This window comes from Celeribacter sp. (genome assembly GCF_048259695.1).
In the GTDB taxonomy this organism is placed as follows: domain Bacteria; phylum Pseudomonadota; class Alphaproteobacteria; order Rhodobacterales; family Rhodobacteraceae; genus Celeribacter.
Genome location: NZ_JBLXHL010000004.1, coordinates 182,126 through 205,545, shown reverse-complemented (window position 1 = coordinate 205,545; position 23,420 = coordinate 182,126). Strand labels below are relative to the sequence as shown.

Here is a 23,420-nt window from a genome sequence, read left to right as displayed (position 1 = left end):
GAGACAGGCCCGACATGGACGGCTTTTTGGCCCAAGCCACAATCTACCTCGCCGCCATTGTGATCGCTGTCCCTATTGCCCGCCGGCTTGGGCTTGGCTCCGTGCTTGGCTATCTGATCGCAGGGATCGTGATCGGGCCGGTGTTCGGCCTCGTCGCGCACTCCCAAAGCGAAGACCTGATGCATGTCGCCGAGTTTGGCGTGGTGATGATGTTGTTCCTCATCGGCCTCGAACTGGACCCCCGCGCCCTATGGGACATGCGCCATAAATTGATCGGCATGGGCGGGTTACAAATCTCCCTGACCGCCGCGGTCATCACATGGGCCGGGACATGGGTCGGGCTCCCGTGGCAGACCGCCCTGGCACTCGGGATGATCATGTCGCTGTCCTCGACCGCCGTGGTGCTCCAAACCCTGTCGGAGAAAGACCTGATGCGCACAGGCGGCGGGCGCGCCGCGTTTTCGGTGCTGCTCACACAAGACATCGCCGTGATCCCGATGCTCGCCGCTCTGCCGCTTCTGGCAATCGGGTCGGGGGTATCTCTCGGCCCTGACGGGTCGATTATCCGGGCCTCGGACGCCGTGGCCCACGCCGAACATCTCTCGCTCATCGAGGGCTTGCCCGCATGGGGCGTGACCATCGTGACCTTGGGCGCCGTGGCCACCATCGTCCTCGCGGGGATCTTTCTCACACGCCCTGTGTTCCGCTTTGTCCATGCCGCCAATATGCGCGAAATTTACACCGCCATCGCCCTGTTGATGGTGTTGGGCATCGCGCTATTGATGAACTCCGTGGGCCTGTCGCCCGCACTTGGCACTTTCCTTGCGGGCGTGGTGTTGGCCAACTCCGAGTTTCGCCACGAGTTGGAAAGCTCGATCGAGCCGTTCAAGGGTCTGCTGCTCGGGCTGTTCTTTATCGCCGTGGGCGCGGGGATCAATTTCACCATCCTGTTCCGCGATCCCGTTCTGATCGTCGGGCTGACCATCGTGCTGATGATCACCAAGGGGCTCATCCTCTATGTGATCGGCCGGTTGTTTTCATTGCGCAAACGCGGGCAATGGCTGTTCGCACTCTCGCTGGCACAGGCGGGGGAATTCGGCATGGTGCTTACCACCTTCAGCTTGCAGCAGGGCGTTCTGTCGATCTGGCTCGGGCAACGCGTCATGTTGGTGATTGCGCTCTCGCTCGTCTTCACACCGCTGTTTTTCATCCTGCACGACTACCTGCGACGGAAATTGACCGAGCGTGGCGAAGGCGCGGAGGCCACCGACGAGATCGACGACCAACAGGCGATCATCATCGCCGGCATCGGGCGGTTTGGACAGGTGGTCAACCGTCTGGTTCAGGCCTCCGGCTTCAATACCGTGGTGCTCGACAACGATCTCAAGACCATTCAGGTGATGCGCAAATTTGGCTACAAAGGCTTCTTTGGCGATCCGACCCGCCCCGAATTGCTCCATGCGGCGGGGATTGATGACGCCAGAGTTCTGGTCATCGGCCTTGACGATCCTGCCGCGGCCACGCGCCTTGTGACCTATGCCCGTCAACACAATCCCGACCTGTTTATCATCGTGCGCGCCCGCGACCGCATCCATGTCTATGAGCTGTTCAAAGCGGGCGCCGATAAAATCGTGCGTGAAATGTTTGACAGCTCGCTGCGGGCGGGGCGCTATGTGTTGGAGGAAATGGGCTTTAGCGAATATGACGCGGCCATGACCGAACAGGCCTACTATCAACACGACCGCGAGGCGCTCCGCGATCTGGCCGAGCTTTGGGACCCAAAGGTACCGTTGACGGAAAACCGCGCCTATGTCGAACGCTCGCGCACCCTTGATAAAGCGTTGGAAGCCGGATTGATGGCGCAGATCGAAACGCGGCGGCGCCAAAAAGACGAGGCGGCCGAATAGGCCGCCCCTCCTCGTTTGATTGAGACCGCCGGAGCGCGGGCCTATCCCGCCGCCGCAACCCCCGCCTCGGCAAAGGTCGCCATGCCCGACAGGCATTCAACCGCCGCCCGCACGAGCGGAATGGTGAGCGCCGCCCCCGATCCCTCGCCCAACCGCAACCCGAGCGCGACAAGCGGCTCCTTGCCAAGGGCCGCAAGCAACCGCCGGTGGGCCGCCTCGTCGGATTGATGCCCCGCGATACAGTGATCCAATGCGCCCGCCTGTGCGGCCTCCAATGTGGCCGCTGCCGCCGTGCAAATAAACCCGTCGAGAATCACAGGAATACGCAGCGCCCGCGCCCGCGCAATCGCCCCCGCCATCGCCGCCAGTTCACGCCCGCCCAATGCGGCCAGAATGCCAAGCGCATCTTTGCCCGCGTGACGCGCCACGCCTGCGCGCACCACATCCTCCTTGATCTTTAGCCCTGCGTCGCTCACCCCCGTGCCGCGCCCGACCCATGCCGCCGCCTCGCCACCATAGAGCGCGTTGGCGATGGCCGCCGCCGAGGTGGTGTTGCCAATGCCCATTTCGCCCACGACCAACAAATCGGCCTCAGGGTCCACCGCATCCCAACCGGTTTTGAGCGCCGCCACACAATCGACCTCATCCATCGCGGGGCCTTCGGTGAAATCCGCCGTCGGGCGGTCCAGATCAATCGCATGCACGGACATGTTTGCGCCCGCAGCACGCGACAGTTGATTGATCGCGGCACCGCCATGTTCAAAATTCGCCACCATTTGCACGGTCACCTCGGCGGGAAAGGCCGACACGCCTCTGGCCGTAATTCCGTGATTGCCCGCGAAAATAATGACCTGCGGGGCGGCCACTTCGGGACGGGCCTCACCACGCCATGCCGCGTACCAAATCGCGATTTCCTCAAGCCGTCCCAACGAGCCTGCGGGCTTGGTCAGTTGCGCATTTCGCGCCTGAGCCGCCGCGCGCGCGTCCGCATCAGGATGTGGGGCCGAGGCCAGAACTGTTGCAAATTCGGATAGGGTGGAAAAAGACACGCGATACGCTCCCTCATTGTCATTCTTTGGCTGCTTGTCTATCGCTAGTCCCTATGACTGAACAGGACAAATCCACCGCCTTTCGCCCCCTGGCCCAAGATGTCGCAACCACGATGGCGCTGCTGACACGGTTGCCGGTGCGGGCCAAATTCGACCGCACGGCACAGGCCGTCTGGGCCTTTCCGCTTGCGGGTCTTGCCGTTGCGCTGATCGCGGGGGCCGTGGCCACGATTGCGATCTGGCTCTCGCTTGGCTCCGCATTGACCGCAGCACTTGCCATTGCCACGGGCGTGATCGTCACGGGCGCGATGCACGAGGACGGTCTGGCCGATAGTGCGGACGGGCTTTGGGGCGGATGGCACATATCACGCCGCCTTGAGATTATGCGCGACAGCCGTATCGGCACCTATGGCGTTCTGGCGCTGATCCTCGCGCTGTTGATCCGGTTTTCCGCCCTCTCCGCCGTGGCCCACGCGGGCGTTATCGTGCCTGCGCTACTGGCCGCCGCGATGCTGTCGCGTGCGGTGATCCCGTTCACCATGACGCTTTTACCCCATGCCCGCACCGATGGATTATCGGTCCAAACGGGTCGCCCCCCCCGCCGCGCCGCCGTTTTGGCCGCTCTGTTGGGGCTGGCGTTGTCATGGATCGTGGTGGGGTTTGTGCCAATGGTTCTGGCCGCCTCCGCCTGTGCCGCCACGGGCGCGATTGCCGGCGCGGTGGCCAAGGCCAAGATCGGCGGCCAGACAGGCGATATCCTTGGGGCGACACAGCTGTTGTGCGAATTGGCCGCTCTGGTCACCTTCGCAGCCCTCGCCGCCTGATCCCCCGATACCTGACGCCCCGAGTCCATGCGGCAAACGAAAACCGCCGCGAGGTCTCCCTCACGGCGGTATCTGTGTTTCGACGCTGAAGCCCCGCTTACGCGGCAGCGGGGGGCGGGGCGCGGCTAATCAGAACGTCACCGATCTGCTTTTGCGCCTCTGTTTCACCCTCACCGGAGACCGCCGCAATTTCGCGGGTCAAACGGTCCAGAGCGGCCTCATAGAGCTGACGCTCGGAATAGGATTGTTCGCGCTGATCATCGGCACGGTGCAGGTCGCGCACGACCTCCGCGATGGCAATCAGATCACCGGAGTTGATCTTTTGCTCGTATTCCTGCGCACGACGCGACCACATCGCGCGTTTGACCTTTGCCTTGCCCTTGAGAGTTTTCATCGCCTGGTTCACAACATCGGGCGACGAGAGCGAGCGCATGCCCACTTCGATGGCCTTATTGGTCGGAACGCGCAGCGTCATTTTGTCTTTCTCGAACGAAATCACAAACAGTTCGAGGTTCATACCCGCAATTTCTTGCTCTTCGATCGAGACAACTTTGCCCACACCGTGTGACGGGTAAACAACAAAATCATTCGGGCTAAAATCGAGTTTCTTAGACTTGCTCATTTGCAGCTTTGTCCTTGCATAAGCTATAGGATCCGCCTCAGAGCTACATCACCGTTCCGCACACATGCCAGATACAACCGCAATACAGCGCGGCGTCCCTGTCATCCCTCGCCCGTTTGAACGGGAATTTGGCGCGAAAAACCCAAGCTCCGGTCACGCGATGCGTAAGGAGATTGGGAGTGATATGCCCTAAAGTGGTTGAAACACCATACCACAAAAAACGCCCCGAAAAAAGTCACGCGAACACGAAACGCGGGGCATCCCAATGAAATATGGTCGAAAATGATAAAAACGCGGCGCAAATCCGCCGCGTCTCATGCCGTTTGGGGGAGCGGGTGATTCGCCCTATTCGTCACCTTCGCCGGGCGCTTCGGAGAAATATTTCTCCATCTTGCCCGCTTCGCCGTCCTTTTCCTCATACCCGGGCAACGGATCTTTCTTGGACAGGATCACCGGCCAGGCCTCGGAATACTTGCGGTTGAACTCAACCCACTTTTCCATATCCGGCTCGGTATCGGGACGAATGGCGTCCGCAGGGCATTCAGGTTCGCACACACCACAGTCGATGCACTCGTCCGGGTGGATCACCAACATGTTTTCTCCCTCGTAGAAACAATCCACGGGGCAGACCTCGACACAGTCGGTGTATTTACAGGCGATACAGTTTTCGATGACAACGTAGGTCATGGGTGTTCAGTCCCTCATCAATGCATGCGCCCTAGCTACCGCTGCTTTGCCAATCAATCAAGCATGTCGCGGCGGGAAAGAAGGCCGGTGCGACGATCTTTCTTAGTCGGACGTCCTTTTCCCTCGAATTTGGGCGATGGCGGAACATAGTCCCGCACGTCTTTGGGCGGCGTGTTGTCGATGTAGAGGGTTTGCGCCTCGGGGGCGGGTCCGCGCCGCGTGCCAAGCCCCGCAACCTCGACCACGCGAATATCGTCCGCTTGCCGAAAGGTCAGGACATCGCCCTGCCCGATCAACGTGCTTTTCTTGGTGGTTTTGACGGTATTGAGCCGCACATGCCCGTTTGTGACCGCTTTGGTCGCCAGTGCGCGGGTTTTGAAAAAGCGGGCGAACCACAGCCACTTGTCGAGACGGATTGTCTCCCGCTTTTCCTGCATTGCGATCTTACGTTTTGTCCTTGAGACCCATCAGCGCGGCGGCGAACGGGTTGTCGGGATCAATGGGTTTTTCTTTGCGTGGGGGACGGGCAGAGAAGTTCTGCGGCTTGGTGTCGCCCCCTTTGCCTTTGCCGCCATCGCGGCGCGAGCCGCCCTTGCCGTCACGACGCGAGCCACCTTTGCCGGCGGGTTTGCCGCCTTGCTTGGCTTGGGGGCGTGCGCCTTGACCCTGATTCTGGCCGCCCTGACGGCGGTTGCCGCCACGGTTGCCACCCCAAGTGAAGGTATAGAACACCTCCATCTCGGTCTCGGCCACAGCCGCGTCAGCGGGCTCGCCCACGGGTGTTTCGGTCTCGGAAACCTCGGCCACAGGGGCCTCTGGCACCACCTCTACAGGCGCCTCTGGCGCGGGGGCATCAGCCGGAGCCGCGCCGTCGACCGGCGCGGTCGCCGCATCCGCCGCCACAACACGATCGGCGGCCTTGACCTTCACCCGCTCGGCTTTCTCGGCCTTATAGCCCAAGCCATCCATGAGGTTGGCAAACTGTTCCAACGTCATGCCGGTGATCGACAACATATCGGGGTTCGCCTCGAACCCGCCACGGCTGTCCTCGGAACGCAAGAGATCCGCCAGACGTTCCAACATGTCGATGCGAATCGCACGCTCGCCACCAAGGCGGTAGCCGGACATGTCGTAATAGCCTTCCGGCGCATCCTTGAGCGCGGGGATGGTCACCAGACCCGGAGGGGGGCTATCGGGAAACTCGTCGAATTTCGCGTTGAGCGCCCACAACAACAGACGCAAGCGCGTCGGTGCGGGTTTCAAAATAGCGGGCATAAAGATCGTGAACTGACCAAAGCGCACACCGTGTTTGCGCAACGCGCCACGGGCTTCCTGATCCAGTTCCTTCACCTCGGCTGCCACGGCCTGACGCGAAATGATGCCGAGGTTTTCAACCATACGGAAGGCAAAGCCACGGGCCAGCCCCGTAAGCGCCTCGTCTTTCGAGATCGCCAACAGCGGCTCGAACAGCGTCGCAATCTTGCGGTCGATGAAATGCTGCAAGCGGCGCTTGACCTTTTCGGCCACGTCCGCGCCTGCGGCGTCATCCACGAACGCCGTGACCTGTGGTTTGAGCGCATCATCGCCCGCCACAAGTTTACCCACGGCATACTCGCCCCACATCAGACCACCTTGCTCGGTGAAATCCATCTCCGTGTCGGGCGCGTTGTAGAAGCGGTCGGAGCGCAAATTAAATTCCGGCGCAAGGGCGGCCGTGGCCGCCTGCGTCAGTGTTTTGGCTTCATCGGGGCTGGACGCCTTATCCTGAATAAAGCGGAACCCTTCGAGACGGCCGATGAGTTCACCCTCAACCGTCACTTCACCTTTGTCGTTTACGTCGGCCACAAGGCCCTCCTTCTGCTTCAACCGCCGAAGGAGCACACTCGTCCGCCGGTCAACAAATCTCTGCGTCAACGCACCGTGTAGCGCGTCTGACAATCGGTCTTCTACTGCGCGGGTCTCCTCGCGCCAATGATTATTATCATCGACCCAACCCTCGCGCTGCGCAACATATGTCCAAGTGCGGATATATGCCAGTCTTTTAGACAGGGTATCGATGTCGCCGTCCGTACGGTTGATCCGTTTGATTTTCTGCGCAAACCAGTCGTCCGGCACACGGCCGAATTCATGCAGAAACGCGAAAATCTGTTCGAGCAACGATGTGTGCTCGCCTTTGCCGATGCCGCGAAAATCGGGCACGCGGCACACATCCCACATCAGCCGCACATCGCGCCCCGTTTTGAGACGCGGACGCACGGTTTGCAGTGCCGAAATGGTTTTCAGCGCCATCAAATCATCGGCTTGCGGCGCTTTGACCAAGGCCTGATCTTTGGGCGCGGCCTCAAGCGAGGCGATCAACGCCTGAACCGAGCCGAACTCAAGGCGCTCGTTGCGCCACAGGAGTTTTTTGATCGGCGCAAAGCGGTGTTCCTCGATGGCCTCGATCATCTCGGCATCAAGCGCCTCGGCCTCGCCCGTCACCCCGAAGGTTCCGTCGGTCATATAGCGCCCTGCCCGCCCCGCAATCTGACCCAATTCATTGGGGGCCAAATGTCGCATCCGCCGTCCGTCGAATTTGATCACCGACGAAAAGGCCACATGCCCCACGTCCAGATTGAGCCCCATCCCGATGGCATCCGTGGCCACGAGGTAATCGACATCACCGTTTTGATACAGCTCCACCTGCGCGTTGCGTGTGCGCGGGCTCAGCGCCCCCATCACCACCGCCGCCCCGCCCTTTTGGCGGCGCAGCAGTTCGGCCATGGCATAGACATTATCAACCGAAAACCCGACGATTGCCGCGCGTGCGGGCATTCGGCTTACCTTTTTCGAACCTGCGTAGGTCAGTTTGGAAAACCGGTCACGGTGGACGAATTGCGCCTTCGGGATCAGATGCTGGATCACCGACCGCATGGTATCGGCGCCCATAAACAGCGTCTCGTGGGTGCCGCGTGCGTTCAAAAGCCGGTCGGTGAAAATGTGGCCACGCTCGGGATCGGCGCACAATTGAATTTCGTCAACCGCCAGAAAGTCCGCGCCCATCCCCGTCGGCATCGCCTCGACCGTACAGACCCAATACTGCGCCCGCGGCGGCACGATGCGTTCCTCGCCCGTGATCAACGCCACGACCGACGGGCCACGCGCGGCGACGATGCGGTCATAGATCTCGCGGGCCAACAGGCGCAGCGGCAACCCGATGACGCCGGTGCGATAGCCCAACATCCGTTCGATGGCATAGTGGGTCTTGCCCGTGTTTGTCGGGCCTAAAACGGCGGTGATCCGACCGCCGGCGCCCAAAGCACTGTTCATTGTTCATCGCCTTTGTGGGGATCCGCGTAACGCGGTTAGAGGGTCATGCCCTCAAGTTTCAGTTCCAGTCGGGCAATCCGTTCCGACAGCCCCCCCATATGCGGATGCAGGGTGCGGATCGTATAAAGCACCTCAAGCGCCTTCGGCTCGGCGCCGGTTTGCTCCAATATAAGAGCAAGCCCTGACAGCGCCCCGAAATGGCGCGGCTCAAAGGTCAACACGGTCCCGATGTCCTGCATCGAGGGGCCGTAAAGCCCCGCCATGTAATAGGCCGTGGCGCGTCCGTTGTAGCCTTCGGCAAAATCGGGCGCGTGGTCAATGAGCGCCGTGAAATGACCGATGGCTGCCTTGAAATCCCCCGCGGCCAATGCATCGCGCCCACGTTCCAACAACAAATCCATCGCGTCCGAACCGGAGCGCGCAAACTCCAGGGCAATCTCGTCCTCAATGCGGGACGCCTCGCCTCCGTTTGCCTGTGCCAGACGCGCGAACAAGTCATCTATACGCGCCGCATCCACCGCATGGGCGGGTATGACAGGCACGACTGCGCAAAGAGCCGCCGAGACCAGCGCCGACGCAACGGCACGTTTGAGATATTTTCTAAACCACATCATAACACTCCCAACTGTAGCTTTCTGGCCAAGAGGGGCAATGCCTCGTATCATAAAATGGTCATCACAATCGGAGGAATATCCCATGAGCGACATCATCACAGCAGCCGTAGCCGCATTGAACACCAAAATCGAAGACGGCTTTGCCGCTGGCACCGCGAAATTCGTCATTGAGGGCGAAGGGTCCATCGTGATCGACGTCGACGGCGCCCGCGCCTCTGACGATGCCGCCGACGTGACACTCACGGCCGATGTCGACACGTTCCAGGGCATGCTTGACGGTTCCGTCAACCCCACCGCTGCCTTTATGGGCGGCAGCCTGTCGGTCGACGGCGACATGGGCATGGCGATGCAGCTTGGCGCCGCACTGGCCTAAGCGGACCCTATGACACAACGGGGTCGGGCGCGGTGCGGCGCCCGACCCCCACTTGGTTTTACTGTCGTTTCAGTCCCTGTTCGTTAAAGAGAGAAGCCGATGCAAAACGCACCCTATTACGCCGACGTTGCCGATGGCCCCGACACAGGGGCTGCCTATTGGCTGACAACGTCTGACGGGCTGCGTATTCGCGCGGGCGTTTGGCCGTTGGCCGACGGCACGGCAAAAGGCACGGTGTTCATTCTACCCGGCCGGACCGAATGCATCGAGAAATACGGGCGCGGCGCAACAGATCTCGCTGCACTCGGCTATGCCTCACTCGCGATTGACTGGCGTGGACAGGGCATCGCAGACCGCCAGTTGCGCAACCGCAACGTCGGCCATGTGGTCGCCTTTTCCGATTATCAAAAAGACCTCGAGGCGGTGATCGAAATGGCCGATGCGTTGGCCCTGCCCGGGCCCTATTTCCTGATCGGCCACTCGATGGGCGGGGCGATTGGTCTGCGCGCCGTCATGGCCCCGAACCACCCGTTCAAGGCAGCATCGTTTTCCGCTCCGATGTGGGGCATTGGCCTCAATGTCGTGCAACGCGTGATGATAAAACTGCTCGCCCCCGTGCTCGGCGCCCTTGGCCTGTCGGGGATGATCGCCCTCGGAACCCGCGAGAAACCCTATATGCTGTGGAAATCCTTTCGCGGCAACAAACTGACCTCGGACCGTGAGATGTACGATTACATGGCACGTCAGGTGATCGAGCATCCCGACCTGTCTCTGGGCGGCCCCTCCGTACAGTGGGTGCAGGAATCGCTGCGCGAGAACAATGAGGTGGCCCAACTGACCGCCCCTGATCTACCGGCGCTGTGTTTTCTCGGCTCGGATGAAAAAATCGTCCATACCGACGCGGTGCGCACCCGCGCCCTACATTGGCCGGGCTGTGACCTGATCGAGGTTGCGGGCGGGCGTCACGAGATCCCGATGGAAACGCCCGCAATCCGGGCACAGTTTTATGGGAAATCCGCCGCCTTGTTTGACGCCCATCGCGGCTGACCCTTTGCATCCCCGCGCCACACTCCCTATGTGTCATGTGACACGACATTATGGAGATCGCAGATGCAATTCACCTTTCCCGAGCCGGTATTTGACGCAGACACACGCGGTGCGGCCGATAAAGATTTCGGAGACCTGCCAAATTGGGACCTGACCGATCTTTATCCCGCGCCCGACGCGCCCGAGGTCAAACGCGACCTCGACTGGATCGATGCGGAATGCGCGCGTTTCGCCGCCGACTATGAGGGCAAACTCGCCGGCCTCGACGGGGCGGGGATGTTTGAATGCATCACCCGAAACGAACGGATTTCCCAAGTCGCAGGCCGGTTGGGGTCCTTTGCGGGGCTGCTCTACTACCAGAACACCACCGATGGCGAACGGGTCAAATTCTTCTCCGATATTCAGGACAAGCTGACCACCTTCACCGCACCTTTGGTGTTTTTCTCGCTCGAGGTGAACCGCATTCCCGATGAGACGGTTGAGGCGATGTTGGCCCATGAGGGCCTCGCCCGCTACCGGCCGGTGTTCGAACGGATGCGCAAAATGCGGCCCTACCAGTTGTCCGACGAACTGGAGCGCTACGAACACGACATGTCCATTGTCGGTGCCGCAGCATGGAACAAACTGTTCGATGAAACCGTCGCGGATCTTTCGTTCACGGTGAACGGCGAGGACATGGGGCTTGAGGCCGTTGCCACGCTTTTGTCCGAGCATAACCGCGACACCCGCGAGGCCGCAGCCCGCGAAATCGCCCGCGTTCTGGGGCTCAACATCAAGATTTTTACACGCGTTCACAACACCTTGGCCAAAATGGGCGATGTCGAGGACAAGTGGCGCGGCATGCCGACACCGCAAACGGGGCGCCACCTGTCCAACGATGTGGAGCCCGAAGTGGTCGAGGCGCTGCGCAACGCGGTGGTCGCCGCCTACCCCAAACTGTCGCACCGCTATTACGAGCTGAAACGCGGGTGGCTTGGCCTCGACAAACTTCAGGTCTGGGACCGCAATGCGCCCCTGCCGATGGAAGAAAACCGCACAATCCCGTGGGCGGACGCCCGTAAAACCGTGATGGACGCCTATGCGGGTTTCGATCCCAAAATGGCCGAGATCGCCGAACCGTTTTTCGACAAGGGATGGATCGACGCGGGCGTGAAACCCGGCAAAGCCCCCGGGGCCTTTGCCCACCCGACCGTCACCGACGCGCACCCCTATGTGATGCTCAACTATTTGGGCAAACAGCGCGATGTGATGACGCTTGCCCATGAATTGGGCCACGGCGTTCATCAGGTGCTCGCCGCCGAACAGGGGGAAATGCTATCGTCCACGCCGCTGACACTGGCCGAAACGGCGTCTGTGTTTGGCGAAATGCTCACGTTCCAGAAACTGTTGGCCGATGCCAAAACCGATGCCGAACGCAAGGTTCTGCTCGCGGGCAAGGTCGAGGATATGATCAACACGGTCGTGCGCCAGATCGCCTTTTACGATTTCGAATGCAAGCTGCACGAGGCGCGCAAGGGCGGTGAATTGACCGCCGACAACATCAACGCGCTGTGGATGTCGGTGCAGGGCGAGAGCCTTGGACCTGCGTTCGAGTTCATGGACGGCTACGAGACCTTTTGGTCCTACATCCCGCATTTTGTCCACTCGCCGTTCTACGTCTACGCCTATGCCTTTGGCGACGGCCTCGTGAATGCCCTCTATGCCGCCTACCAAGAGCAGCCAGAGGGCTTTCAGGACAAGTATTTCGATATGCTCAAAGCCGGCGGTTCGCTGCACCACTCCGACTTGTTGAAACCCTTTGGCCTCGACGCCTCTGACCCCGCGTTCTGGGACAAGGGCCTGTCGATGATCTCCGGCATGATCGATCAGTTGGAATCAATGGAGTGAGCACCGGTCCGCGCAAGCGGCAAGCGCTCCAGTGGAGCGGTTGAGGGGCGAACGGGCGGAGCCCAACCGGTCCGCGCAAGCGGCAAGCGCTCCGGTGGAGCGGTTGAGGGGCGAACGGGCGGAGCCCAAACCGGTCCGCGCAAGCGGCAAGCGCTCCGGTGGAGCGGTTGAGGGGCGAACGGGCGGAGCCCAACCGGTCCGCGCAAGCGGCAAGCACCCTAAAACACAAAGCCCCGCGTAACAGCGGGGCTTTTTCAATTCAGATCAGAGACTTGCGCCTAGTCCAACTCGGTCCACGGCCACGGCTTTGTCTCGCTATCGGCGGTGATGTAGCGCGTTGATTTGGCGAACCAGATACCGACATCGGTGCCAAATCCCGCGATGCGCCCGTTGGGTTTTTTGCCCGTGGTAAGCAAAACGATGCCCTGCAAAATCGCCAGAAACCCGATGATGGTCGAGGCAAAACTCATCATAATCCAGATCAGGAACGAAAAGAGAATGCGCGCGGCAAGGTTCTCTTCGACCTCGGTCACGGAGCGCTCATACGCGCGGGTATCCAGGTCGGGCATGACGTGATCAAATTCGTTCGGGTCGGCCATGAGTGATTCCTTTAACGGGTTGGCAAACAGTTTATCCGTTTTAGGCCAACACCCCAACCGAAAGGCACCAAAAGCGAAAGGACGCTCCACCAAAACCGGCGGGCGCCCTTACAGGTCACGGATTATCACATGCGTAGAGCGTCGGCGCGGTGCCACGATGGGGTAAATACCGCTGTCTCGCTCAACCTCGCGCCACGGGCGCTCCTACGCATGCCCCCTTGAAGCACTGTCGCCCATCCTTTGGCGACACCGCGTCTTACACGGGTGGATCCTCCGTCGCGGACCGGCCTGTCCCTGATGAACGTTTCATAACGCACCTCCATCTCTTTGCCGCTTCGATGGTTATAGAATAGCCAATGCGGGCTCTATTGTCCTTGATCTGCCGCAAAGACCGCGTCGATCATCGCCTGTGTCCCCTTGGCGTTTTCCAGATCCCACGGATAGGTCGCGCCCTCACGCACCGTATGGCAAAAGTTTTCGACCTGAAGCGCGTAGTGATTGACGGCGGGAAAGGTCTCGGTCCGCACATGATCGGCCAGACGGATTTCCAATTCGGCCAACCCCGAAACGCGGGCATTGAACGGGGTCTTGACCACAATCACGCCTTTGGTGCCGTGAAACCGTGCCTCCTGATAGGGCGCCATGCGCATGGAGACGTAGCCGTGATAGGCAAAGCCCGGGAATGTCGCGGTAATCTCGGTGGTCACATCCACGCCCGCCTCGCGCACAATGCGGGTCGATGTGATCGCCTCGGGTTCCTTACCCGTCACGAACCGTGCACAGCCAAAGGCATAGACCCCGATGTCGCCCGCCGCCCCGCCACCCGTATCGGCGCGGTTGCGGATGTTTCCCGTGTCTGCCGCATTGTTGTAGGAAAAGGCCACATCCACCTGAACCAAGTCGCCGATAAGACCCTCGGCCACAAGGTCGCGCACACGGATCCATTGCGGGTGATGCACGATCATATAGGCCTCGGCACAGTGCAGCCCCGTGGCGTCACGTCGGGCAATCAGCCCGTCGATCTCGCTTGCCTGCATCGCAATCGGCTTTTCAACCAGAACATGCTTACCCGCCTCCATCGCCTTATGCGCCCACTCGACATGCAAATGGTTGGGCAGCGGCACATAAACGGCATCAACCGTGTCGCTCGCCAATAGCGCATCATAATCCGTGAACACCTCGATCCCGGGGCAAAAGGCCTGAAACGGCGCGGCTTTCTCGACGCTTGATGTGGCCAGTGCGACCAATTGTGCGCCCTCGGCCTCGTGGATCGCGCGGGCCATGAACTCGCGTGCGAATTTTGCAGCGCCCAAAACGCCCCATCGTACTGGCTGTGACATGTCATTCTCCTATGCCGTTGCCGCCACCCTGCCCCACAAACGCGCATAAAAAAAGGGGCGGCCCCCGTTTGAACGAGGCCACCCCTTTTGCAAATTTGAAGACGCAGGGTTAGACGTCCACGCCCATGCCCTCTTCGAGTGCCAGTTCCTTCATCCGCTCTTGCAGCTTTTCAAAGGCACGCACCTCGATCTGGCGAATGCGTTCGCGCGACACATCGTATTTGCTCGACAGATCTTCGAGCGTGACAGGCTTGTCTTGCAATTTGCGCTGTACAAGGATGTCCTTTTCGCGCTCGTTGAGCATATCCATCGCTTGCGCCAACAGGGCGCGGCGGCTTTCCAATTCGTCCCTGGCCTCATAATCGGCGGCGGTGTTGGCGCTTTCGTCCTCCAACCAGTCCTGCCATTGAGCCGAACCATCCTCATCGCCCACGGTGGCGTTGAGCGAGGCATCACCCCCCGACATCCGGCGGTTCATCGAAATGACCTCATCCTCGGTGACGCCCAGATCGGTGGCAATCCGCGCCACATTATCGGGGTGCATATCGCCATCTTCCAACGCGCCGATGCGCGATTTGGCTTTGCGCAGGTTAAAGAACAGCTTTTTTTGCGCCGAGGTGGTGCCAAGTTTGACAAGGCTCCACGAGCGCAGGATGTATTCCTGAATCGACGCCCTGATCCACCACATCGCATAGGTCGACAAGCGAAAGCCCTTATCAGGATCAAAGCGTTTCACCGCCTGCATCAGACCGACATTGGCCTCGGACACCACTTCGGCCTGTGGCAGACCGTAACCACGGTAGCCCATGGCGATTTTAGCGGCCAGACGCAGGTGCGAGGTGACCAGTTTATGCGCAGCCGAACTGTCTTCGTGATCGACCCACCGTTTGGCGAGCATGTACTCTTCTTCATGCTCCAACATCGGAAATTTGCGGATTTCCTGCATGTAGCGATTCAGACCCTGTTCGGGCGACGGGGCCGGCAGATTTCTGTAATTACTCATGTTTATTTTATTCTCCGCGTTTCATTCGACATCATGTTACACGAATTAACATGATGTAACAAGCCTTAACATTTTAACGGCCATCGCACTCTTTTCAAACGACAATCCCGTTCGGGACAGCGGAGTACGGACCACATCCACGCCCCGATGACATCGCAGCGCCCGTCCTAAAGTCTCTCGTTAAACGAAGAATGAACAAAATTCCGTCGCGGTTCCACGCCTCATGAGGGTTCTCACGATATTGTGCGAAATCGCAATAAAACAAGGCGTCGGAATCTGCATTTATGCAAAGGCCACTGTGCGCCGCCTAAATGGCGCGCGCCCCGACGCCTGATTCCCTTGCGGCCTCACAACACGGCAAGCAAATCCGCCATATCCGTGGGCAAAGGCGCCTCAAAGCGCATCTCTTCGGAGGTCACAGGATGCTTGAACCCTAAAACCGCCGCGTGCAGCGCCTGACGCGGGAACTCGGCAATCCGGTCACGAGCCGCCTCCGACAGGGCCTTATGCGACAGTTTGCGCCGCCCGCCGTAGGTCTGGTCCCCCACAAGGCCGTGACCCGCGTGGGCCATGTGGACGCGGATCTGGTGCGTGCGCCCCGTTTCCAACCAACACTCGACCAAGGCCACCTGCGGCGGCGTCCCGAACAAATCGAGCGGCCGCGCCCGCGTGATCGCGTGACGCCCCTCGGAAAAGCTCACCGCCTGTTTCTGACGGTCGTTTTTGGAGCGCCCCAACATGGTGGAAATGCGCAAAATATTGGAGCCTTCGAACCCCACCCCTTTGACGCCGCGCAAACGCGGATCCATCACATCGGGCGCACCATAGACGAGGGCGATGTATTTGCGTTCGACGGTGTGTTTTTCAAACTGCTTGGCCAACCCGTGATGGGCCTTGTCGCTCTTGGCCACGACCAACAGCCCGCTTGTGTCCTTGTCGATGCGGTGCACAATCCCGGGACGCTTCTCGCCACCGATCCCCGATAGGCTCTCACCGCAATGATGCATCAGCGCGTTCACAAGCGTGCCTGAGGGGCTACCGGGGGCGGGGTGGACCACCATGCCCACGGGTTTGTTGAGCACAATCAGGTGCGCATCCTCATACACGACATCAAGCGGGATATCCTCGGCCACAATCGCGGTGTCGACCGCCTGTTGCACCGTGATCTCCACCACGTCGCCCTCGGCAATTCGGGCCTTTTGATCCGTTGCCACCGCGCCATTCACAACCACCGCGCCACCGGCGATCAGTTTGGCCAGACGCGAACGCGACAGTTCTGCGGCCTCTGGCACATCGCGGGCAATCGCTTTATCAAGGCGCTTGGGCGGATTTTCCGCGATCTGAAAGGTGACTTTAATGGATGACATGGACAAACCCGTGGGTGAACTGATGGACATTGATCCCGCTGAAGCCGCGCATCTGACATTTCTGCGCAGACTTGTGACCGTGCTAACGGCGGTGATGATTGGCGGGCTTTTAGTCCTGATCGTGCTCTTTGTCACCCGTTTCCCGAGCACGGACACCCAAGCGGTCTCTTTCGAGTTGCCTGCGTCGATCACCCTGCCCGAGGGCGCCACCCCGATCGCGTTTACACGCGGCTCCGATTGGGTGGCGATCACCACCCAGACCGAAATCCTGATCTACGACGCCGCAACGGGGGATCTGCGCCAAACAGTCACCATCGACTAAGGGCGGCGCGACAGGTGCCGCCGCAACTGATCTCGATAACAGATCATCTGAAACTATATCGGGGGGGGGTAAGTGGTACCACCTCCTGGTCTCGAACCAGGGACCTCCTGATCCACAATCAGGCGCTCTAACCAACTGAGCTAAGGCGGCACTGCGGGGGATTTACTGCGCAGGGAAATGGAATGCAAGGGGCAGATGTACGAAAAATGCACTCATCTGTTTTCCTTGCCTCCCACGACGCGGCGGCGTATCCCACTGCGGTGATCAAAGGAGCCACTTTCATGGGTATCAATTCCGAACAAGACATCGAAGCCAACCTGCAAATCGGCCCGACCACCGAGGGCATGGTGCGTTTGTTTATCGAAGCGAACGGTATGGAAGTGCCTCTGGATTTCGACCCCGACGAGGCCGACGAAATCGCAGAGGAACTGCGCGCCGCCGCCGAAATGGCGCGTAAAGTTAAGTAAAGACTACACTTTTACCCTACCCGCCCAAACCCGCGCCATGTGGATCGCGCAACGCGTACAGGCGCTGCGCCGCTGTGCGGGCAAATGTCATGTGCATCTTTTTGCGCCGTGCGGGGGCGAGCGGCGGCATCATGAATTGGCCGGGCCGATAAGAAACTCGACAGAGCAAACTCACGGAACTATCGTCTAATCATTTTTAACGAAGGACTATTTCCTGATGAGAAAAAGCCTGATTTCCGCAGCGGCGCTAATCACCATAGCGACAAGTGCGAGCGCCCAAACCTACAATGCAGACGCCGTAAAAGCTGCCTGCTCGGATGAATGGGGTGCCGAGTTTGATATGGTAAAATACTGCATGGACCAACGTGCCGAGGGATTTGACACCTACATCGCACTCAAATCCGCCGCTCCCGACATGTTTGCAATATCCTTCGCAAACTGCGAAACCGAATGGGGGACCGAATGGGAAATGGTTGCGTACTGCGCCAAATCTGAACGTGATAGCGCCGCGCAAATCAGCAGCGCCACTCAGGGCCTCCCCGACGACATCGCCAACATCATTACCTCCAATTGTACGCGTGAATGGGCAAATGAATTCACAATGATCGCCTATTGCAGCAAACAACAAGCCGCTGCATGGCGCTCCATCAACCAATAGCCCCCACCACACGCGCACACCAAAAACCAAGCCCTCCGGCAATCCGGGCATTTGTCACCCTTTTCGAGTTGCCCCTTGCCGTGGGCCTCTGCGCACCCTAAGTGTGAGGGGACGGGATCTGCTCGGTTCGCACATATGGACGCATGACTCCGGTGGCCTTACGCACCCGTACGGGAGCTGGCTCTGTCATGACCCTGGTTATGTTACCTGGCACCCACCTGATTTATCAGGCTTCGGGAGCAACGCGTTGCTACGGCTGCTGCGGTCCCCCGTCACCTTTTTCCCCTTTGCCACAAAACGCAAAACGGACGCTCCAGAGCGCCCGTTTGTGGTGGTTTTCCGTAGGCTGCTCGGTTTAACGGCGCTCGGACACTTTAACGGGGATCGGCATGGGGGCGGCCAGAACAGGCAGGTCGTCGCGCTTGCCGCCCGTATCGTCATCGTCATTCTTGCCCGCCATGCCCATGATGGTGATGGCGAACTGGACCCCCGCAAACACGATGCCGTTGGAGACCCAAAGGATCACAACCGCCAGAATGCCCACATCCGAATGCGTCACAAGGTGCCACAGATTCGCAACGTTGAAATACAGTAGCGCCCCGACAAAGACGGCGGAAATGGCAAAGCCGATAACGGCTTGGGTGATGTAAAGCTTGATCAGTTTTGGCATGACAGTGCCTTTCACGATGAACCAGAACTGCATTTTAGCACGCTGCGCATAAAATTCCAGATCACGATGTGTCGCAGGATCGAACACAAACGCCGCAGACCTCTACGGCTGCGGCGGTCGGTCGTCTCATGCAGTGCGGTACAGACCCGGTCGCCCCGCGACCTTAAAAGGCCTCCGGTTGACACTCAAGCGCCCGTCTAGCTCGGTCGCCCTGCGGCCTTAAAAGGCCTCCGGTTGACACTCGCGGGCCATATGGTCGAGCACCGCATTGACGAATTTAGACTCTTTGCCACCGGGATAAAACGCCTTGGCCACGTCCACAAACTCGACAATCACCACTTTGGGCGGCGTCTGTTTGGCCATCAATTCGCCCCCTGCGGCGCGAAACAAGGCGCGCATGGTGCTGTCGATGCGCCCGATCGGCCATTTGGCGACCAAAGCGCGGTCGGTCATCTGGTCAATCGCGGCCTGTTCGTTCACGGCCGTCTCGGTCACAAGGTGGAAATGATCCACATCCCCCTCGATAAACGTGCCTTCCTCGGCGGTTTCAAGACCAAAGAAGTGGTCATAGAACTGGCGACGGACCTTATCGACCGTCTCGTCGGAGGCTTCCATCTGAAACAACGCCTGTACCGCGTAAAGGCGGGCGGCGGATTTCATATCACGTTTCGAAGGTTTTTTTGGTTCGCTCATGCCGTAGTCGGTCCTGTGGTCTCGCCCGCAATGCGGATCGCGTCGGAATGAAAGCCGACCCCCTTGCGCGGAGCCGCCCATTTGCGCGAAAGCGCGACAAGATGCAAGGCCGCAGCAGCGGCACCGCCCCCTTTATTCTGACCTGCAGCTTCGGCACGCGCCTCCGCCTGGGCCTTGTTCTCTACCGTGAGGATCCCGTTGCCGATGCACAAGCCCTGAAGTCCCATCAAGGTTAGCGCCCGTGAACTGTCGTTACACACCGTGTCATAGTGGGTCGTCTCGCCGCGAATGACACAGCCCAACGCCACGAAACCGTCGAAGTTCGACGTGCGGTCCGCGATGGAAATGGCCGTGGGAACTTCCAATGCGCCCGGCACCTCGATGAGATCCCATGCAGCCCCTGCGGCCTCGATCTCGGCCTTGGCGCCCGCGACCATCTGGTCGGTGACATCCTTGTAATACGGCGCCACCACGATCAGAACCTTTACCGGTGTCGTAAACGTCGGCGTTTCAAGGGTGTAATGCTCTTCACTTGCGGCCATTATGCCTCTCCGTCAATTCTACGGGTGCCGGTGATGGACAGCCCGTAAGCCTCAAGGCCCACGACCTTGGGTTTGGGGTTGTTGGTCACAAGCTCCAACTGGCTCAGGCCAAGGGCCGCAAGGATTTGCGCGCCCAGACCATATTGGCGCAGGGTTTGCGGGCTGACCGCATCCTCCCCCGCCATTTTCATGTCGAGATCACGCAAAAGCACAACAACGCCGCGCCCCTCGGCGGCGATCAGCTCCATCGCGCCCTCGATTTCGCGCGAAGTGCGGCCAATGCCAAGCACATCTTCGAGCGGGTTGAGCGCATGCATCCGTGTCAGCACAGGCGCATCCGTGGTCAGATCGCCCTTGGACAGCACCACATGTTCGGCCCCCTGCAAATCGTCCGTATAGACCTGCATGTCCCATTCGCCACCAAAAGCGGAGGTCACCGTGCGCTGCGCTGTGCGCGTCACGAGGTTGTCGTGGCGGCGGCGATAGGCGATCAGGTCGGAAATCGTCCCGATCTTCAGGTTGTGTTTTTGCGCAAAGGACACAAGCTCGGGCAGACGCGACATCGACCCGTCGTCATTCATGATCTCGCAAATCACCGACGAGGGCTGTAGCCCCGCCAAACGCGCGACATCGACGCCCGCCTCGGTATGGCCCGCACGCACCAACACACCGCCATCCTTGGCCCGCAGCGGGAACACGTGACCCGGCGTGGCAATGTCGGCGGCGGTTTTGGACGGATCAATCGCCACCGCCACAGTGCGCGCACGGTCATGGGCCGAGATGCCCGTCGACACGCCCTCTTTGGCCTCGATGGAAATGGTAAACGCCGTCTCGTGACGGCTTGAATTGCTCGTGGCCATCAATGGCAGGTCAAGCGCGTCGATGCGCTCGGACGTCAGCGTCAGACAAATCAACCCGCGCCCGTGCGTGGCCATAAAGTTGATCGCCTCGGGGGTCGCCATCTGCGACGGAATCACCAGATCGCCCTCGTTCTCGCGATCCTCGTGGTCGATCAGGATAAACATCCGACCGTTGCGGGCGTCCTCTATAATTTCCTCGATCGAGGAAACTGCGGCGGAATAGGTTTCGGTGTCGTCGTTCATAGGATGTCTTTCTGCGGGGCCATTTTGATCATGCGCGTCTCTTGGCCCCTGCGATACAGGCTTGGCGCACAATTTGAAAGAGCGACGCTGCGCCCGAACCGCGGCACCTTAGCCGTCGAACTCTTTGAGGCGGGCCACGTAGCGCGCCAGGGTATCGATCTCCAGATTAACCACATCGCCAACGCGGGCGCGACCCCATGTCGTCACCTCCTGCGTGTGGGGGATGATATTGACGCCAAAGCGACAGCCGTCGACCTCGTTGACGGTCAGCGATGTGCCATTGAGCGCCACCGAGCCCTTGGAGGCGATGAATTTCGCCAAGGCCGCAGGGGCCTCGAACACGAACCGCGTGCTGTCCCCCTCGTCGGACATGGACACGATTGTGGCCACCCCGTCGACATGGCCCGACACAATGTGGCCGCCCAATTCGTCACCGAGTTTGAGGGCGCGTTCCAGGTTCAGCGGCGCATCCACGGACCAATCGCCGATGTTGGTCTTGCTCACGCTTTCGGCGCTGATCTGGACGTCGAACCATGGCTGTGGCGCCGATCCGAGCGCGATGACCGTCAGGCAGACCCCGTTACAGGCAATCGACGCCCCGATATCAATGCCGTCAATGTCATAGGCACAGCCGATCCGCGCCCGCAGGTCGCCCTTTTGCTCGAGCTCCAAAATACGTCCGACATCACTTATAATGCCTGTAAACATGGTCGATCCTCTCGTTTTGCGCCCAAGAGGTACCCCGCCCCCGCGCCCCCTGCAAGCCAGTTGCGCCCTCATAGGGCATGGATTTATTGACACCGGCCCCCGAAAGGGAAACTCTACGCCATACCTTGACCCCAATACCCCGTTATTCCATTAAAATCCGGCGAAAAGGCGATCATCGCATATGCCCGACCACGTAAACAGTGACCCCCTCCCCCCGCATTCCGGCGAGACGCGCGTTTTCCTGATGCTGCAAGGGCCGCACGGGCCGTTCTTTTGGCAGTTGGGCAAAATGCTCCGCGCGGCGGGGGCCACCGTTTGGCGCGTCGGCTTTAACGCGGGCGACCGCGCCTTCTGGTTCTCCCCGCAAACCTTTCTGCCCTACACCGATACGCCCGAGGTATGGCCCGACACGTTCCAACGCATCGTCGAGGACAAAGGCGTCACGGACATTGTCCTCTACGGCGATCCGCGCCCCGTGCATGCCCTCGCCGTGGCCCGCGCCAAAGAACTCGGCCTACGGGTCCATGTGTTTGAAGAGGGCTATATCCGCCCGTTCTGGATCACCTACGAGCGGGGCGGGGCCAACGGCCATTCGGACCTGATGGCCCTGACCGTGGACGACATGCGCCACGCGCTCGCCAATATCGACCACGACAATATCGAGGCCCCCGACCATTGGGGCGATATGCGCCAACACATCTTTTACGGCGCACTCTACCATTGGTTCGTGATGTTCCGGAACGGCGCGTTCAAACATTTCCGCGGCCACCGTGAATTGCCGGTCACCTATGAATTCATGCTTTATTTCAAACGCTTGATCATGATGCCATCGCATCGCGCCTCGCGGACATGGCGCACGCGGCGCATCCGCAGGTCGGGCCACCCGTTCCATATCGCGCTGTTGCAGCTTGAACATGATGCGAGCTTTCAGGTGCATTCGCCCTACTCCACCATGCCCGAATTTATCGCCGATGTGATCGACGGCTTTGCCAAGGGCGCACCGCGTCACCATCACCTCGTCTTCAAGGCCCACCCGCTCGAAAACGATCGCCGCAACCTGACCGCCGAGGTCAAACGCCTCGCCACCGCACATGGCATTGCGGACCGCGTGCATTACGTGCGCGGCGGCAAATTGGCCTCCCTGCTCAACTACGCCCGCTCCGCTGTCACCGTAAACTCCACGGCGGGCCAACAGGTACTTGCCCGCGGCCTACCTCTGCGCACCTTCGGGACGGCCGTTTTTGCCAAGCCCGAATTTGTGTCGCACCAACCGTTGGAGACTTTTTTCGCAACACCCGAGCGCCCCGACACCCGCGCCTACAAAGATTACCGTCAGTTCCTGTTGGAGACGAGTCAGGTTCCGGGGGGGTTTTATTCGGGTCGCGGACGGCGCCAGTTGCTGCGCCATGTCGTCGATATGATGCTCGCCGATCACGGGCCATATGCCGCCCTCATCAGCGGGAATGCGCCCCCCCGACAGCCCCTGCGCCGACCGAATTAACACCGGCGCGGGACGCCGCATCGCTACATCTAGCGCCGCGAAGCCACGCCGACACACTCACTACCCCGACCGCCCGCTGTCGCGGCCCATAGGCAACACCCCCGCATCCGAAAACACCCCACCCGTGC

25 protein-coding genes and 1 tRNA gene are annotated in these 23,420 nt (G+C 60.1%); 9 read left to right on the top strand and 17 right to left on the bottom strand.

Annotated features, from left to right (window positions below):
* The first annotated feature begins 14 nt into the window (after positions 1-14).
* Positions 15-1,907, top strand: coding sequence for a monovalent cation:proton antiporter-2 (CPA2) family protein (locus tag ACN0Q0_RS09100; protein WP_417243072.1), 1,893 nt, complete (start codon positions 15-17; stop codon positions 1,905-1,907).
* Positions 1,908-1,948: 41 nt separating this feature from the next.
* On the opposite strand, the gene cobT is transcribed toward ACN0Q0_RS09100, so the two are convergent.
* Positions 1,949-2,956, bottom strand: coding sequence for a nicotinate-nucleotide--dimethylbenzimidazole phosphoribosyltransferase (gene cobT, locus ACN0Q0_RS09095; RefSeq protein WP_417243071.1), 1,008 nt, complete (start codon positions 2,954-2,956; stop codon positions 1,949-1,951).
* A gap of 53 nt (positions 2,957-3,009) precedes the next feature.
* Between cobT and cobS the strand changes: the two genes are divergently transcribed.
* Positions 3,010-3,780: an adenosylcobinamide-GDP ribazoletransferase gene (gene cobS / locus ACN0Q0_RS09090; protein WP_417243070.1), complete on the top strand. Its 771-nt coding sequence runs from the start codon at positions 3,010-3,012 to the stop codon at positions 3,778-3,780.
* A 97-nt stretch (positions 3,781-3,877) separates the two neighbouring features.
* Here cobS and ACN0Q0_RS09085 read toward each other — a convergent pair whose 3' ends face one another.
* From ACN0Q0_RS09085 to ACN0Q0_RS09065, 5 genes are all read right to left on the bottom strand, one after another.
* Complete coding sequence (locus tag ACN0Q0_RS09085) at positions 3,878-4,402, bottom strand: CarD family transcriptional regulator (protein WP_417243069.1); 525 nt, start codon at positions 4,400-4,402, stop codon at positions 3,878-3,880.
* Positions 4,403-4,747: 345 nt separating this feature from the next.
* Positions 4,748-5,089 carry a ferredoxin FdxA gene (fdxA, locus tag ACN0Q0_RS09080; RefSeq protein ID WP_417243068.1) on the bottom strand — a complete coding sequence of 114 codons (342 nt, stop codon included), beginning with the start codon at positions 5,087-5,089 and terminating at the stop codon, positions 4,748-4,750.
* A gap of 53 nt (positions 5,090-5,142) precedes the next feature.
* A complete protein-coding gene (locus tag ACN0Q0_RS09075) occupies positions 5,143-5,526 on the bottom strand; it encodes an RNA-binding S4 domain-containing protein (RefSeq protein ID WP_417243067.1) in 384 nt (127 codons plus the stop codon).
* A 7-nt stretch (positions 5,527-5,533) separates the two neighbouring features.
* Positions 5,534-8,398 (bottom strand): helicase-related protein, encoded by a 2,865-nt coding sequence (locus ACN0Q0_RS09070; RefSeq protein ID WP_417243066.1) that lies wholly within the window; start codon positions 8,396-8,398, stop codon positions 5,534-5,536.
* A gap of 35 nt (positions 8,399-8,433) precedes the next feature.
* Entirely contained in the window at positions 8,434-9,012 is a 579-nt protein-coding gene (locus ACN0Q0_RS09065; RefSeq protein ID WP_417243065.1) for a tetratricopeptide repeat protein, read from the bottom strand.
* Between the two features lie 82 nt (positions 9,013-9,094).
* Here ACN0Q0_RS09065 and ACN0Q0_RS09060 point away from each other — a divergent pair, with 82 nt between their 5' ends.
* The 3 genes from ACN0Q0_RS09060 (at position 9,095) to ACN0Q0_RS09050 (ending at position 12,319) form a co-directional block, all read left to right on the top strand.
* Positions 9,095-9,385, top strand: a complete 291-nt coding sequence (locus tag ACN0Q0_RS09060; protein ID WP_417243064.1) for an SCP2 sterol-binding domain-containing protein — start codon at positions 9,095-9,097, stop codon at positions 9,383-9,385.
* A 99-nt stretch (positions 9,386-9,484) separates the two neighbouring features.
* Entirely contained in the window at positions 9,485-10,432 is a 948-nt protein-coding gene (locus tag ACN0Q0_RS09055; RefSeq protein WP_417243063.1) for an alpha/beta fold hydrolase, read from the top strand.
* A 63-nt stretch (positions 10,433-10,495) separates the two neighbouring features.
* Positions 10,496-12,319, top strand: coding sequence for a M3 family oligoendopeptidase (locus ACN0Q0_RS09050; protein WP_417243062.1), 1,824 nt, complete (start codon positions 10,496-10,498; stop codon positions 12,317-12,319).
* A gap of 278 nt (positions 12,320-12,597) precedes the next feature.
* Here ACN0Q0_RS09050 and ACN0Q0_RS09045 read toward each other — a convergent pair whose 3' ends face one another.
* The 4 genes from ACN0Q0_RS09045 to ACN0Q0_RS09030 form a co-directional block, all read right to left on the bottom strand.
* Positions 12,598-12,918 (bottom strand): DUF4389 domain-containing protein, encoded by a 321-nt coding sequence (locus ACN0Q0_RS09045; RefSeq protein ID WP_417243061.1) that lies wholly within the window; start codon positions 12,916-12,918, stop codon positions 12,598-12,600.
* A 365-nt stretch (positions 12,919-13,283) separates the two neighbouring features.
* Positions 13,284-14,258 (bottom strand): Gfo/Idh/MocA family protein, encoded by a 975-nt coding sequence (locus ACN0Q0_RS09040; protein WP_417243060.1) that lies wholly within the window; start codon positions 14,256-14,258, stop codon positions 13,284-13,286.
* Positions 14,259-14,367: 109 nt separating this feature from the next.
* The gene (gene rpoH / locus ACN0Q0_RS09035; protein WP_417243059.1) at positions 14,368-15,261 is read right to left on the bottom strand and encodes an RNA polymerase sigma factor RpoH; all 894 of its coding nucleotides are present in this window, start codon (positions 15,259-15,261) and stop codon (positions 14,368-14,370) included.
* Between the two features lie 347 nt (positions 15,262-15,608).
* The gene (locus ACN0Q0_RS09030; protein WP_417243058.1) at positions 15,609-16,628 is read right to left on the bottom strand and encodes an RluA family pseudouridine synthase; all 1,020 of its coding nucleotides are present in this window, start codon (positions 16,626-16,628) and stop codon (positions 15,609-15,611) included.
* Between ACN0Q0_RS09030 and ACN0Q0_RS09025 the strand changes: the two genes are divergently transcribed.
* A complete protein-coding gene (locus ACN0Q0_RS09025; protein ID WP_417243057.1) occupies positions 16,618-16,950 on the top strand; it encodes a DUF6476 family protein in 333 nt (110 codons plus the stop codon). The genes ACN0Q0_RS09030 and ACN0Q0_RS09025 overlap by 11 nt on opposite strands.
* Before the next feature lie 73 nt (positions 16,951-17,023).
* Here ACN0Q0_RS09025 and ACN0Q0_RS09020 read toward each other — a convergent pair.
* Positions 17,024-17,100: transfer RNA gene (locus ACN0Q0_RS09020), tRNA-His, on the bottom strand.
* Between the two features lie 131 nt (positions 17,101-17,231).
* Here ACN0Q0_RS09020 and ACN0Q0_RS09015 point away from each other — a divergent pair.
* Positions 17,232-17,417, top strand: coding sequence for a DUF6324 family protein (locus ACN0Q0_RS09015; protein WP_417243056.1), 186 nt, complete (start codon positions 17,232-17,234; stop codon positions 17,415-17,417).
* Between the two features lie 16 nt (positions 17,418-17,433).
* Here ACN0Q0_RS09015 and ACN0Q0_RS09010 read toward each other — a convergent pair whose 3' ends face one another.
* The gene (locus ACN0Q0_RS09010; RefSeq protein ID WP_417243275.1) at positions 17,434-17,547 is read right to left on the bottom strand and encodes an MmcB family DNA repair protein; all 114 of its coding nucleotides are present in this window, start codon (positions 17,545-17,547) and stop codon (positions 17,434-17,436) included.
* Between the two features lie 87 nt (positions 17,548-17,634).
* Between ACN0Q0_RS09010 and ACN0Q0_RS09005 the strand changes: the two genes are divergently transcribed.
* Entirely contained in the window at positions 17,635-18,075 is a 441-nt protein-coding gene (locus ACN0Q0_RS09005; protein WP_417243055.1) for a hypothetical protein, read from the top strand.
* Positions 18,076-18,430: 355 nt separating this feature from the next.
* Here the strand turns inward: ACN0Q0_RS09005 and ACN0Q0_RS09000 are convergent, their stop codons facing one another.
* The 5 genes from ACN0Q0_RS09000 to ACN0Q0_RS08980 all read right to left on the bottom strand — a co-directional run bounded on the left by ACN0Q0_RS09000 (position 18,431) and on the right by ACN0Q0_RS08980 (position 21,791).
* The gene (locus tag ACN0Q0_RS09000) at positions 18,431-18,745 is read right to left on the bottom strand and encodes a hypothetical protein (protein ID WP_417243054.1); all 315 of its coding nucleotides are present in this window, start codon (positions 18,743-18,745) and stop codon (positions 18,431-18,433) included.
* 219 nt (positions 18,746-18,964) lie between these two features.
* The gene (gene nusB / locus ACN0Q0_RS08995; RefSeq protein WP_417243053.1) at positions 18,965-19,438 is read right to left on the bottom strand and encodes a transcription antitermination factor NusB; all 474 of its coding nucleotides are present in this window, start codon (positions 19,436-19,438) and stop codon (positions 18,965-18,967) included.
* A complete protein-coding gene (locus ACN0Q0_RS08990; protein ID WP_417243052.1) occupies positions 19,435-19,980 on the bottom strand; it encodes a 6,7-dimethyl-8-ribityllumazine synthase in 546 nt (181 codons plus the stop codon). Before ACN0Q0_RS08990 ends, nusB begins: the two co-directional genes overlap by 4 nt.
* The gene (gene ribB / locus ACN0Q0_RS08985) at positions 19,980-21,083 is read right to left on the bottom strand and encodes a 3,4-dihydroxy-2-butanone-4-phosphate synthase (RefSeq protein ID WP_417243051.1); all 1,104 of its coding nucleotides are present in this window, start codon (positions 21,081-21,083) and stop codon (positions 19,980-19,982) included. The genes ACN0Q0_RS08990 and ribB overlap by 1 nt, the downstream gene beginning before the upstream one ends.
* A gap of 108 nt (positions 21,084-21,191) precedes the next feature.
* Positions 21,192-21,791: a riboflavin synthase gene (locus tag ACN0Q0_RS08980; protein WP_417243050.1), complete on the bottom strand. Its 600-nt coding sequence runs from the start codon at positions 21,789-21,791 to the stop codon at positions 21,192-21,194.
* Positions 21,792-21,972: 181 nt separating this feature from the next.
* Here ACN0Q0_RS08980 and ACN0Q0_RS08975 point away from each other — a divergent pair, with 181 nt between their 5' ends.
* Positions 21,973-23,292, top strand: a complete 1,320-nt coding sequence (locus tag ACN0Q0_RS08975) for a capsule biosynthesis protein (protein WP_417243049.1) — start codon at positions 21,973-21,975, stop codon at positions 23,290-23,292.
* Positions 23,293-23,420: the final 128 nt, after the last annotated feature.

Bases quoted from the DNA above. Each gene is read 5' to 3' on its own strand.
- ACN0Q0_RS09050 (WP_417243062.1), top strand. From the start codon at position 10,496: ATGCAATTCACCTTTCCCGAGCCGGTATTTGACGCAGACACACGCGGT.
- ACN0Q0_RS08990 (WP_417243052.1), bottom strand. From the start codon at position 19,980: ATGGCCGCAAGTGAAGAGCATTACACCCTTGAAACGCCGACGTTTACG.
- nusB (WP_417243053.1), bottom strand. From the start codon at position 19,438: ATGAGCGAACCAAAAAAACCTTCGAAACGTGATATGAAATCCGCCGCC.
- ACN0Q0_RS09075 (WP_417243067.1), bottom strand. From the start codon at position 5,526: ATGCAGGAAAAGCGGGAGACAATCCGTCTCGACAAGTGGCTGTGGTTC.
- ACN0Q0_RS09065 (WP_417243065.1), bottom strand. From the start codon at position 9,012: ATGATGTGGTTTAGAAAATATCTCAAACGTGCCGTTGCGTCGGCGCTG.
- ACN0Q0_RS09055 (WP_417243063.1), top strand. From the start codon at position 9,485: ATGCAAAACGCACCCTATTACGCCGACGTTGCCGATGGCCCCGACACA.
- ACN0Q0_RS09025 (WP_417243057.1), top strand. From the start codon at position 16,618: ATGGATGACATGGACAAACCCGTGGGTGAACTGATGGACATTGATCCC.
- ACN0Q0_RS09070 (WP_417243066.1), bottom strand. From the start codon at position 8,398: ATGAACAGTGCTTTGGGCGCCGGCGGTCGGATCACCGCCGTTTTAGGC.
- ACN0Q0_RS09015 (WP_417243056.1), top strand. From the start codon at position 17,232: ATGGGTATCAATTCCGAACAAGACATCGAAGCCAACCTGCAAATCGGC.
- ribB (WP_417243051.1), bottom strand. From the start codon at position 21,083: ATGAACGACGACACCGAAACCTATTCCGCCGCAGTTTCCTCGATCGAG.
- ACN0Q0_RS09100 (WP_417243072.1), top strand. From the start codon at position 15: ATGGACGGCTTTTTGGCCCAAGCCACAATCTACCTCGCCGCCATTGTG.
- cobS (WP_417243070.1), top strand. From the start codon at position 3,010: ATGACTGAACAGGACAAATCCACCGCCTTTCGCCCCCTGGCCCAAGAT.
- ACN0Q0_RS09040 (WP_417243060.1), bottom strand. From the start codon at position 14,258: ATGTCACAGCCAGTACGATGGGGCGTTTTGGGCGCTGCAAAATTCGCA.
- rpoH (WP_417243059.1), bottom strand. From the start codon at position 15,261: ATGAGTAATTACAGAAATCTGCCGGCCCCGTCGCCCGAACAGGGTCTG.
- ACN0Q0_RS08975 (WP_417243049.1), top strand. From the start codon at position 21,973: ATGCCCGACCACGTAAACAGTGACCCCCTCCCCCCGCATTCCGGCGAG.
- ACN0Q0_RS09060 (WP_417243064.1), top strand. From the start codon at position 9,095: ATGAGCGACATCATCACAGCAGCCGTAGCCGCATTGAACACCAAAATC.
- ACN0Q0_RS08980 (WP_417243050.1), bottom strand. From the start codon at position 21,791: ATGTTTACAGGCATTATAAGTGATGTCGGACGTATTTTGGAGCTCGAG.
- ACN0Q0_RS09010 (WP_417243275.1), bottom strand. From the start codon at position 17,547: ATGCCGCCGCTCGCCCCCGCACGGCGCAAAAAGATGCACATGACATTT.
- ACN0Q0_RS09005 (WP_417243055.1), top strand. From the start codon at position 17,635: ATGAGAAAAAGCCTGATTTCCGCAGCGGCGCTAATCACCATAGCGACA.
- ACN0Q0_RS09045 (WP_417243061.1), bottom strand. From the start codon at position 12,918: ATGGCCGACCCGAACGAATTTGATCACGTCATGCCCGACCTGGATACC.
- ACN0Q0_RS09000 (WP_417243054.1), bottom strand. From the start codon at position 18,745: ATGCCAAAACTGATCAAGCTTTACATCACCCAAGCCGTTATCGGCTTT.
- ACN0Q0_RS09030 (WP_417243058.1), bottom strand. From the start codon at position 16,628: ATGTCATCCATTAAAGTCACCTTTCAGATCGCGGAAAATCCGCCCAAG.
- ACN0Q0_RS09085 (WP_417243069.1), bottom strand. From the start codon at position 4,402: ATGAGCAAGTCTAAGAAACTCGATTTTAGCCCGAATGATTTTGTTGTT.
- fdxA (WP_417243068.1), bottom strand. From the start codon at position 5,089: ATGACCTACGTTGTCATCGAAAACTGTATCGCCTGTAAATACACCGAC.